This window comes from Segatella hominis (assembly GCF_004535825.1).
In the GTDB taxonomy this organism is placed as follows: Bacteria; Bacteroidota; Bacteroidia; order Bacteroidales; family Bacteroidaceae; genus Prevotella; species Prevotella hominis.
The window spans coordinates 1-12,493 of sequence record NZ_SGVY01000073.1; the positions used below are offsets into that span (position 1 = coordinate 1).

General features: G+C 38.2%; 5 protein-coding genes and 1 pseudogene. All 6 read right to left on the reverse strand.

The annotated features are described in order from the left end of the window. Positions 1 to 214: 214 nt before the first annotated feature. Positions 215 to 1,465, reverse strand: a complete 1,251-nt coding sequence (locus EXN75_RS16015) for a CobW family GTP-binding protein (RefSeq protein ID WP_134844583.1) — start codon at positions 1,463 to 1,465, stop codon at positions 215 to 217. 138 nt (positions 1,466 to 1,603) lie between these two features. Then, entirely contained in the window at positions 1,604 to 3,679 is a 2,076-nt protein-coding gene (locus tag EXN75_RS16020; protein ID WP_134844584.1) for a protein-disulfide reductase DsbD family protein, read from the reverse strand. A gap of 205 nt (positions 3,680 to 3,884) precedes the next feature. After that, positions 3,885 to 6,845 (reverse strand): PD-(D/E)XK nuclease family protein, encoded by a 2,961-nt coding sequence (locus EXN75_RS16025; protein ID WP_134844585.1) that lies wholly within the window; start codon positions 6,843 to 6,845, stop codon positions 3,885 to 3,887. A 30-nt stretch (positions 6,846 to 6,875) separates the two neighbouring features. After that, positions 6,876 to 10,175, reverse strand: coding sequence for a UvrD-helicase domain-containing protein (locus EXN75_RS16030; protein ID WP_134844586.1), 3,300 nt, complete (start codon positions 10,173 to 10,175; stop codon positions 6,876 to 6,878). 28 nt (positions 10,176 to 10,203) lie between these two features. Then, positions 10,204 to 12,165: a DUF5686 family protein gene (locus EXN75_RS16035; protein ID WP_134844587.1), complete on the reverse strand. Its 1,962-nt coding sequence runs from the start codon at positions 12,163 to 12,165 to the stop codon at positions 10,204 to 10,206. 216 nt (positions 12,166 to 12,381) lie between these two features. Then, a pseudogene (locus tag EXN75_RS16040) lies at positions 12,382 to 12,493 on the reverse strand (IS982 family transposase); the annotation flags it as partial.

The window sequence follows — 12,493 nt, forward strand, 5'->3', positions numbered from 1 at the left end:
TGACTGATAATAGTCGCAAAGTAAAGACAATTTGTCTTCCTTACTGTAACTTTTGTACTTTTTACTCATTACTAAACACATTTTATTAATTAACCATAAATGTGTCTATCTATATCAGTATAAGTCAATATATATACAACAAGGGTGAGTCAAGAGTCAAAGACTTTTGATTCACCCTTTATCTTTATTATAAAATGATTTCCAACAGACTAATCTAATCCCACAGACACTTGTCCAATTCTGCACAAATAGCAGCTTTCTGTAAATGCTGACCAATAAAGACAATCTTAATCATACGGTCGCCAACCTCAGGATCCCATTCCTTTCGAAGTTGCTCTTCTCGCTGAAGAAGCTCTTCCAACTGATCCTTAGGCATTGTAGCCAACCATTGTCCAGCCTGCTTAACAGTTTTCTGCTTACCAGCTTGTTCAAAGACATAACACATATCTTTTTCGTCAGCAAAATAGCAGATACCTTTAGCTCTTACAACATCGCGAGGCCATTTTCTGGCGACAAACTCATCAAACAAACTCAAGTCAAATGGCTTACGGCTGTAATAAACGAATGTTCCAATGCCATACTCTTCAGCTTCACCTTCCTCATGGTCGTGATCATGATGGTGGTGGTGATGCTCGTGACCATGTTGATGTTCATGCTCGTCGTGATCATCTTCATCATGATGTTCATGATCATCTTCATCATGATGATGTTCATCTTCTTCCTTCCCATTACGCTCAGCTTCGATTTCCTGTATCCAACCAGCAGAAGTAGCAACAGTATTCCAATCAAACTTTTTAGTATTGACGATTTTATCCAAATCTACATCACCATAATTGCATTCAAAGATTTCAGCCTTAGGTTGGATAGCACGAATAATCTGTTTCAGTTTCTCCAGTTCCTTTGGTTCAACCTCAGCAGCCTTATTCAAAAGGATAATATTACAGAACTCGATTTGCTGAATAACCAATGAAGCCAAATCCTCTTCATCGATATTATCCTTCATCAAGTCATCGCCATTAGCAAATTCATCTTTCATACGGAGAGCATCCACTACCGTAACGATACTATCGAGACGGAGCACACCATTCTTGATATATTCTGGACCTAAAGAAGGAATAGAACAAATGGTCTGGGCAATAGGAGCAGGTTCGCAGATTCCACTGGCCTCGATTACGATATAGTCGAATTTATTCATATCAGCAATCTCTTTCAGCTGCTCAACCAAGTCCATTTTCAAAGTACAGCAGATACAACCATTCTGAAGTGCAACAAGAGAATCATCTTTCTGACCTACAACACCACCTTTTTCAATCAAGGCTGCATCAATATTTACTTCGCCAATATCATTTACGATAACAGCGAATTTAATACCCTTTTTATTTCCCAATATTCTATTGAGCAATGTGGTTTTACCGCTGCCAAGATAACCTGTCAGCAATAATACTGGTAATTCCTTTGTTTTCATTCTTATATAATTTAAATTTCTTGTCATATAAACAACAAATAGTGTGCCACTAAATATAAAAAACCGGAGACCTTGGCTTTTCATGCCAAAAAGTCTCCGGTTTTAACTTAAATTTATTTTAGAAAATTTTGATTACTCTTATTTTCTGAAATTTTCAAGACCTCTGTTCAAGAAATCCAAATATGCAGGAACATCTTCCTTATAGCTGAAAGAAGCGGTAAGAGGATTACCCTCATCATCTACTGCCACATAGAAAGGCTGCGCATTGGCACCAAACTTACTTGCCTGCAAGTAACTCCATTTATCTCCAACAGTTCTTAAAGTCCTCTTCTCTCCGTTGAAAGTAACTTCCATCGGTTCTGGAAGAGGAGTCTTATCATCCACATAAAGAGAAATCAGAACATAATCCTTGGACAACTTATCTGCCACAGAAGGATCAGTCCAAACAGCAGCCTCCATCTTACGGCAGTTAACACAACCAAATCCGGTAAAGTCGATCAAAACAGGTTTTCCAGACGCCTTAGCAGCAGCCATACCTAATTCATAATCCTTATATGCAGGCTCCACAGTCTTTGTATTGAGATTGAAATCCTGTGTGTTAACAGGTGGAGCAAAAGCACTTACTGCCTTACATGGAGCACCCCAGAGACCAGGAATCATATAGATAGCAAATGCAAGAGAGCAAAGACCGAGCATGATGCAAGGAACAGGCATTGGCTTATTGATATCGCCACCGATAGCATCTACCTGGAACTTTAGTTTACCGATAAGATACAATCCTAATGCTGCAAAAATAACAATCCACAAGCACAAGAACACCTCACGGTCAAGAATATGCCAACCATAAGCGAGATCGGCTACAGAGAGGAACTTCAAAGAGAATGCCAACTCTACGAAACCAAGCACAACCTTGATAGTCTCCATCCAAGAACCTGACTTTGGAGCAGACTTCAACCATGATGGGAACAATGCAAACAAGGTAAATGGCAAAGCAAGAGCAATGGCAAAACCGAACATACCGATGGTTGGAGCCAACCAATCACCTGATGTTACAGTCTGAACCAAAAGCAAACCGATAATAGGAGCAGTACAAGAGAATGATACCAATACAAGTGTAAATGCCATCAGGAAGATAGAAATCAGACCTGTAGTATTGGAAGCCTTGTTGTCAACAGCATTTCCCCAACGGTCTGGCAACTTAATTTCAAACCAACCGAAGAAAGAGAAAGCAAAGACTGCCAGCATCAGGAACAATATAATATTGAACACAGCACTTGTTGACAACTCATTGAGTTTACTTGGACCAAAGATGGCAGTAATAATCAAGCCAAGAGCGAGATAAATGACAACAATAGACAAACCATAAGTAACCGCATCACGAATACCTTTCTTCTTGTCATTCTTTGCTCTTTTCAGGAAGAAACTTACCGTCATAGGAATAATAGGCCAGATACAAGGCATAACAAGTGCCAGCAATCCACCTACTAAACCCATAATGAAAATATAGAAAAGTGAATGATTTGCGATATCATTATTGCCTCCAAAAGCCTGAAGTTCTTTCACTACCGGTTTCCAGAGTTCCTTAGCATCCATAGTCTGAAGGGTAGAGGAAAGAGCAGCAGAATCCAAAGCCTGGGTGCTATCTACAGCATTTGCATTCAACTTAGCCAGAGAATCAGCCTTTGCCTTAGCCAGCGCAGCTGGATCTAATTGATCCTCTTTCTGTGCCTTTTCCTCCTTGGCAGCTTTGCTATCTACAGCAGGAGACTTACCACTTCCCTTGAAGGTTGCTTCACTTGGAGGCATACAGTTCTGATCGTTGCATGCGCCATATTCTACATATACGTCAATATGGTAATCAGGCTTTGTGAATTTGATTTTCTGAACGAAAGTAACGCTTCCCTCAAAGTAGCGCAATTTCATACCAAAAAGATTATCAAACTTGGAAATTTCATTGCCTCGTGGCTGCAACTTTCCTACAGCTTCAGCACCATCCATCTTATTGACATTGAAGGATGCTGAAATAGGTCCATCACCACCTAAGCCTGTTGAATAAACGTGCCAACCTGGTTGAATCTTACCAGTAAACACAATCTCTGCCTCAGGCGTACCATTTGTTTTCAATGAACTGGTAAATTTTACCGGATTCATCATCTGAGCTTGCGCAAACAGTACTACCATGAGTAACTGAAGAATTACTAATGCTTTTTTCATATTTTTCTGTCTGTTTATTATTTACACTGCAAAGATAGACAAAATAGTTAATATTCTTGCATAAAATATAATATAATATGCAATATCTAACATTATTTTTTAAATTGAGTTTAAATTAATACGTATCCATAGGAAGAAAAGGGTACTCTGACAAGCAAGTTTTAAGAGAAATTAAACATTTACTTGTCAGAGATTATCAATTACATTATTTACAAAGAGTCTTATAAGGACATAATTCACAGCGTTCTTTTTTCTCTGTAGGAGCAAATTGCGAATTCGGATCAAATATATCTGAAATCAGATGATTTAAACCTGCGAAGAATTTCTCCTTATAAGGCGAAACGTCTGAAATGTATTCTTTTCCAAACTTCAATGTTGGCTCATAACCGCTTGCTCCAGATTGCTGAATAAACAAGAGGCCAGGGCTTACTGACTCATTGGCAGGATTGAGTTTCTTGCTCTGCTTGACAATATACGAATACAACATAGCCTGCAGATAATAATCTGTATGTTTATCAAGTTCATTTGGATCAAACAGACTCTCCACAACTTTAGGTAAAGAAGAAGGAATACGTCCCGTTTTATAATCTATCACCCTGATACGTTCACCAAGAATACTATTATCAGAACTTTCAGAAGCCGAAACTTCATCAAGTCTGTCTATGAATCCGCCCAATCTCAAATTCTTTGTACCAGAAGGAGTAGAGAATTCAAAAGTTTTTTCTACCTTTATCTCCAAACCTTTGATAGTAAAAGGAGCCAGTTTTATATCAATATACAGCAATTGTTTCAAATAATTGGTAATTACTTCACGATTGATCAGCTGCAAACCATTATATTGAGGAGATTTTTTCTGATCCTTGATTTTGAACAACTCTTCCTTAAAAGCCTGATCGACCAGTCTGTAAAGCAAGCTCTCATCTTTTATCGCATTCTGAATATCTCCTTTGTTAATAACGATAGGTCTGATCAGGGATTTTTCCCCATCAGTTCCAATCTTAATATCAGAACTACTTGCGAATTTCAAATAAAACAACTGAGCTGCTCTATGGAAAATATTTCCAAACATTCTATTGTCCATTTCATCCTCCAGTTCTTCCGGCTCTCGAATACTCAAAATATATTTATAATAGAAGCTCTTAGCGCATCTCAGGTAAGTATTGAGGAAAGTAGGAGTTATCAGACGAGGCTTATCTAAGATTTCCATCATCTGAGGTGTTTTAACTATAACTTCCGCTTTATGAGTTTCAACATTTTGACCAGAGACTATCGTTTTTCGACTTATCACGTGTTTACTTTCCACCAAGAGTTGGAGCATGAAACGGCTCATTTCACCGGTATGTCCTTCATCTGTAGAACTGTTGTAGCAAAGAGTTACATCCTGTGCTCTTTGAATAAGTCGGTAAAAATAATAGGCAAAAATAGCCACTTTATTATCGATAGTAGTCAGACCATGAGCCTTACGGATGGAGTAGGGAATAAACGAAGAATCATTGACACCTTTCGGCAAATTACCTTCGTTACATGACAACACGAGAATATGGTCGAAGTCCAAATTTCTGGTTTCCAATACACCCATAATTTGAACTCCGATGACCGGTTCTCCATGAAAAGGCACATTTGTGTTTTGGAAAAGTTGCTGAATAAGACGTTGCAGGGTCATTATGTCGATATCCAAATCACCAGATTCAACCAAACATTTCAATCTATTAATTAAGGTATAAGTTCTGAAGAGAGATTCTTGAAACAAGGAATCCTCCCCATCATTTGCATGAGAACCTATAAGTCTGAGAATGTTAACCAGATAACCGACCAAAGCCAGGCATCTATTTTCAGAGGCTTCCAAATCGGCGAACATCATATTCATACCTTCATCTTCCTCTGCACACAGTACATCCCTGTCAAGAAAGTAAAGTTTCTGTTCTTCTATTTTATGGAGAAGATCCTGATAATTTGAGCTGATATACTTAGCATAAGGATGGCGTAATGCCTTGACCACATCATGCAGACGAAAAGCGGTAGAACCCTTGACACTTCCTATCGTCTGAAGGTTGATTAATTGCATGATCAGACTGAAAAAAGGAGTCTGCTTAAGCGGATAGCCTAAGGTAATATTCACATGACTGTCAATTTCTGTAGGCAAGGAATGAATCACGGTAGAAAGCAAGTTTTCATCAGCTAACACGATAGCAGTTTTGCGGCCAGTCTGATAGCGTGGAACCAGTTTTCCATGTTCATCCTCAACCTTTTCCATCAACCAATCATTTACGTATCTTGCCTGAATATTCTCTGTTGCAGCATTGATATACGTAATCTTCTTTTGGGAGTTCAGATTATTATAGATACCGTTTTGAAGCGAAGGTTCAGACAACTTGTTGCCGAAAAGTTTCAGATATTGATTGATATAGACACCCGCTTCATTTTTATTCTGACCAACATAATATTTGTCATAATCCCAGTAAAAATGACAAGAAGCATCCTGCTTGATACGCCTGTAAAGGGCAGTTTCTACTTGCTGCATCATGTTGAATCCCACAAACAAGTAGGTATCATAACGCAGGTTCAAAGTGTCAGCCTCAATCACATGGCGGTATAAAGCGCCTTCATAGGCAAGTCCCTGACTTGCCAATCGTTGATTGAAATCCGTATAGATATCATACAAATGATTCCACAAAGCCATGAAACGGCGTTTTAATTCTGTGTTCTGAGTATCCTTGAAATTACCAAAGAATTTCTTCAGAATTCTTCTCTTATCTTCATCAAGATAACTGTCATCATCCAATTCATGAAGATCAGCAATATTGATAAAAATTTTCCTTGCATCACCAAGATTTTTATCCAGGTCATCAAAATCAGCCAACAGAAGTTGCCCCCAACCATAAAAATGATCGAGCGTTTCATCAACCCCTGTGCATTTCACAAACGACTTGTGCAAATCACAGATTAGTTTGATCGGGTCTGCCAGTTGTAATGAAGTATTCTGGAGAAACATATCACTAATTGTCATGTAATTAGGGCTCCAGAATGGTTTCTGTACGATTTTCATCAGCTCTTCATTTAAGAAAAGGCTGGCACGTTTATTTGGGAAAACGACCATGATGCGACTTAAGTCAGTACCATAATCTCTAATAATATCTTCAGCAACGTATTTTAGAAATGATTTCATTGTAAATTTCAAACAAAATTATTAAACAAATTAATCTTCAAGAACAACATTCTCCACCTTATTAGGATAAACGTACCACAGATAGCCCTTGACGCAGGAATATCCCATACCCTTGAGTTGAGACATATATTGCCTTACCTGATCATGATATTCAGCATGAGGTTTACCGAACTTGAAGTCAATCACGACAATCTCGTTGTCTCCTACAAGAACACGGTCCGGACGATCCTTACAAACCTTTCCATCCTTATCCAAATAGAGGATACTGGTTTCGTTCAGTACTTTCCATTTATCAGAGAACCACTCACTGACAAGCGGACTATTCAGTCGAGCACGCAACATTTTTTCGATTTTTTCCTTCGAAATATTTTCATCATAAAGCACACCATCAAGTTCAAGTTGCTTCAACACCGACTCAACATCATCCTTTGTCTTTATCTTTGAAAACAATTCATGAAGAACCGTTCCGATTTTGATATAGAACTTCTGCTGTTCCTCGGACTCATCACCATGCATAAAGAATTCACTCTGCAGGCTTGGTTTAAAGGAATATAAATCAGACTTCACTTTTATCTGAATAGGCAAGTCAGCAGATTTTTGCATAAAAACATTCTTATTTTCGGCAAATGCCTCCTCTTTGGAAGAAGCATCTATCTCTCCATATTCGAAGTAAACATCATCGGTTTTCTTGTCAGTTCCATTTCCTTGAAATTCGAGAGTCTGTTCCTCATACTGGCCAGAAGCATTCTGGGCATTCAATGTATTGTAAACTGCTTCCAGACTATCTTCGATGATAAAACTTCTCTGCGTAGCAGCACCTCGCTTACCATATACAAACAGATTTTTACCAGCTCGCGTGAATCCTACATATAGCAAATTCAAATTATCAACCATATTCTGCAAATGTTCCTGATGGTAATCTTTCTCATAAATACTACCAACCATTTTCTTTGCAGAAAAATCGACAGGCACCAAAGGAAGTTCGTTGAATGGTGCAACCTGAGGCGTACACCAAATCGTATCAGTCTTCTCTAACGCCCAATCACAGAAAGGCATGATGACATTGTCAAACTCCAGACCTTTACTTTTATGAATGGACAAAAGCCTGATTCCGTCAGCCTTATCACTATGAATGCTTTTAGAGTGAATATTCTCATCCCATTCATTCAAGAAATCATCTATATCACCACCATTATCAGAGAGATAAGAAGCCAACTGATCATAGAATGCACTTACGTATGAACTTTGTTGAGAGAGCGTTTCTATTTCTCCCAATTTAAAGTAAGTGTAGAGGGACTCTGTCAAATCCAAAAGCGGCTTTTGCAAATAAAGTTCTCTTTCTTCCAAGAATTTTTCTGCTATTTGCTTGTTTTTCAGATATTTCATGCAGAACTTCATCAAGCCGGCCTTAGCTATATCATCATTCGGATGAGCCAGACACCGAAGAGCAGTAACCATCACATTCACGGCCTGAGAGGCATCCAGTCTGAAAGCCTCATCAGAAACCAAAGGCAATGGAGTCGCACTATTAGCCATCAGATAATCAGCAATATTCTGTATGGTCTTATTGCTTCTCACCAATATGGCAATATTCTTATATTTTACTCCCGCCTCTACAAGTTCGTTGATGGTATCTAAAATCATACCCATCATCTTGTCCTGATAGTTTTCAGAATTCTCATCTTCTTTGATACCCTTCTGTCCCAAGAGATTAATCCTCACATAGCCACATGCAGTTTTTTTCTGAGGCACACGTTGCCTTACATCACTATAAGCCTTCTTGAGTTGAGCTGCACTGGAGCCATCGGAGCCAGAGTCGGAGTCAGAGAAAGTATGAGGTAAATCTTTATCCGTTATGGCCTGATATTCTTTTTCTGCAGCAGCTTCGAAGAAAGCGTTATTGAAATCTACGATATTCCTGTCTGAGCGATAATTGTGAGAGAGTGACTCAATTTGAATTGTATAATTAGATGGAAACTCAGATTCAATATTATTAAGCAGACGCCAATCACCAGAACGCCATCTGTAAATACTCTGTTTCACATCGCCTACTATTAAATTTCCTGCATTCTGGTGACTCATTGTCTCCTGTAATAGCACCTTGAAGTTTTTCCACTGCACAGTACTGGTATCTTGAAACTCATCGATCATGACATGCTCCAACTGAGAACCGATTTTCTCAAAGATGAAAGGGGAGTCTTCATCCTGAATCAAAGAATGAAGAAGAGTCTGGGTATCGCTAAGCAAAAAACGGTTGGCATCTCTGTTCATTTCTCTGACTCTCTTTTCAATACTTCCCAAAAGACGTAATTGATTCAGATGGCGCAAAGTAAGATCACAACTTTTATATATACGCAATAACTTGGGTCTTGAAGTTTCTGAATAATGAAGCAGTTGGAAGAGTTGGGAAACCACTAAGTCATACGCAGGTTTACCAGCCTGAGCATCAGACTTTTTGACCCAGGATTCTTCGCTATCCAGACATTTTACCAATGTAGCATTTTGCAAATCATCATCATTGAATTTACCGTTTTTCAATTTGGAAAAGTAACTCCATATACCTCTGGTCTTATTTTGAAAGTCATCTGCCGAAAGTCCGTTTTCATCCAATGCATCAAAAAAGGTAGCCGCAATCTGGTCAAAATGCTCTTTAGCTTCAGCTTGCATTTTCCTCAATTTTGAAGAAAAAGCCTCGAAAAAGCCATCTTTTTCAATACAATTATTCAGCGCATCAGCATGATCCTTATAAAAATCCTTGAATATATTCCGTCCAAAAGCTTTTATTTGAGAAATCACATTCCAGTTTTTGTCATCTGCAATATTTTCCTTAATATAATCCATAATCCAAAAGAGAAGCTTGTCTGTCATCTGAAGTTCTTCGATCAATTCATCTACAGCCTGTTCTTCTATCTGGACATCATTAAGACCAATTCTCAAATTAGCGGTCAAATCAAGTTCACGTGCCAGATTACGGAGTACACTCTGGAAGAATGTATCAATCGTTTCGACGCGGAAATAATTATAATTGTGGATAAGATTTTTCAGAGCAATACCAGCATTTTCAATAATCTGCTCTTCTGACATCTGAGATAATACTCCCTTGATTTGTTCCAAGTAATCTCTTGAGTCATCCAGCCGATTAGCTATTCCATACAGTTTGCTGAGGATTCTATTTTTCATTTCCTCAGTTGCCTTGTTAGTAAATGTTACAGCAAGAATATTCCTGTATGAAGATGGGTCTTGTATCACCAAGACCATATACTCTTTAGCCAAAGTGAAGGTTTTTCCAGAACCTGCACTTGCTTTATAAACAGTAAGTTGAGAATTCATATCTTAATGCTTGTATATTAAATTGTAATTACCATTCTCTAAATAATTCGAAGCCGAATTTACAACCGACTCCTTGAAATCTTGTATTTTGAAAAGAAGCAAATATGCCTACCGAAGCCACACGGGTTTTGAACCCGTATCCCCATTCCGTATAAGGATGAAGATGTCTTACCAAGAGGGCATTGACATAGTATCGTTCATTTTCTATAAAACGTCCTACCCATGGCAACCATGCAGCAAACAAGGCTGGAGACTCATAAGTAACATTGGACCGAACATAATAATCAGAGGCATTATACCATCCAGAGTTAAGCAATTCAAATTCGCCTGCCCAATCATCATTCCAGCCACCAGGTAAATTATTGTCCCTGAAATTAGTATAATCAACAAAATACCAATGGTCGCCTTTCTGAGTATAGAATCCAGAACCCAAACGCAAAGAAAGGCTCCGCCTTCTTGACATGTTGATAATATCCTGCATATCCATTTCAACCCGTTCGTAGCTGATATTGGAATGAAGAAAATGATTGAAACTTCTTTCATAATCAACTTTTACGACAGGACCGTTTTTCCCAATAGGATGCCAAACCAAAGCCAATGCAGGCGCAACTGATCTATACAAACTTGGGAAATTATTTTCCTTATAAAATTCCGGATTTATAGATTGACGCTGATGGGCAATGATTCCCAACTCAAAACCAATATAGTTATTAAACATCCAATGATTCGTCAGTCGCCAATAATTATCCTTAAAGGCCGTATAATCACCATATGGGAATTGGATAAGACTATCTTTTTTCTCGCTGATATCCAATATACGACGCGCAACAACATTGGTATTGATTCGGTTTCCATTACCCAACTCCAACTGAAGGAATCCATCATGCTTTTTATTGTAGCTAAGAGTAGCAGGAATGCTGAAATAAAACCGATGCTGCTTGAAAGCGTAACCAGCTTTGAAGCGAAGAGCAAATTGCACATCATCACTAAAAGAATAGCTTCCTCGTACATCAAACTTATATACAAATCCCTTGCGTTCGGAATAACCCATATAAAGAGGATTCAGAATAGGATTAATTCTAAGATACCCCTGATTTTGCTTTCCGAAATTTTGCTTGATACGATTTAAGACATTATCGCCCACAATATCCCACAACACATCTTTTACAAAAGACTTTTTATGTTTTTCGTTTTTGGCCAAAGAATCCCTTTCATTCTTTTTCTGATAATAATGGTTCAAGAAATGCATTTCCTCCTCATTCAACGGGGTAGGGCGCACCTTTGCCATCAATGTAGTATCTTCAACATTATTCAATGAATCCGACAATAATTTCGACAAGCCATAAATAGTAGAATATCTGGCCGTTATCTGATTGCCCATAAAACGGAAATTAGCTCTCAAGTCACACTTCTTCGGATACAGAGAACCCACAGAATCCTCTTTATTCATCACCACGCTGATAAAGAAGCGAGTCATATCATACTCACCTTCAAAATCAACCAAATTTATTCTACCCGTATGACTATCCACTATAGCCATACTCGTAACCAATTGAGTATTTTTCAATTTAGGGTAGGCATAAACCTGAGCTTTTCCAAATGGAAGAGCCGTGACCATAAATTTATAATATTTCCTGTTTGACCGATGATAGGGAGACAGTATATTGTCTTGAAAAAGACATTCACCATAAACATTCGGAGTAAGATAATTCAGCAGAGAAGGCATTGTATTCCTTTTGTGAGGAACTGTAGTAATACATAGTAAACGATGAGGAGTTATCTTATTCTTTTCTTTTACCGTATATTTACTATAATATTCTCCCATAAATTCTCTACCGGAACCATGAGCTATCGCATAAAGAGAAGGAACCATAGCCAACGTAAAGTTGCGATGATTGGTACGCATCATAAATTTCGTGTATGCATAAGACTCATGAGATTGCTCAGAAGGGGAATAAGACAACTGATAATATCGATAGATACGATTCATCACCGAATCACGGAAATCGTCTTTCGGTGTAACATTTCTTGCGTATCCATCCAGCGATAAAGTCAAGAAAACACAGATTATAATATGAACCAGAAGCCTCATAATAAAAAATCGGGAGCTTGAAAAAGCACCCGATTGCAAAGTTAGTATATTTTTATGAAACAACAAAGAGAATTAAATGTTTTTTCAAAAATTACCCTAAACCCGTTGGCGGAATTAATTTAGCGCATACTTAACCCTGCCAACCGGTCTGTTGTTTACATAATTAATATATTGCAAGACTGTAAATGCGCTGATTTTCCCGATGATTCGGGTAAACAGTCCTAGT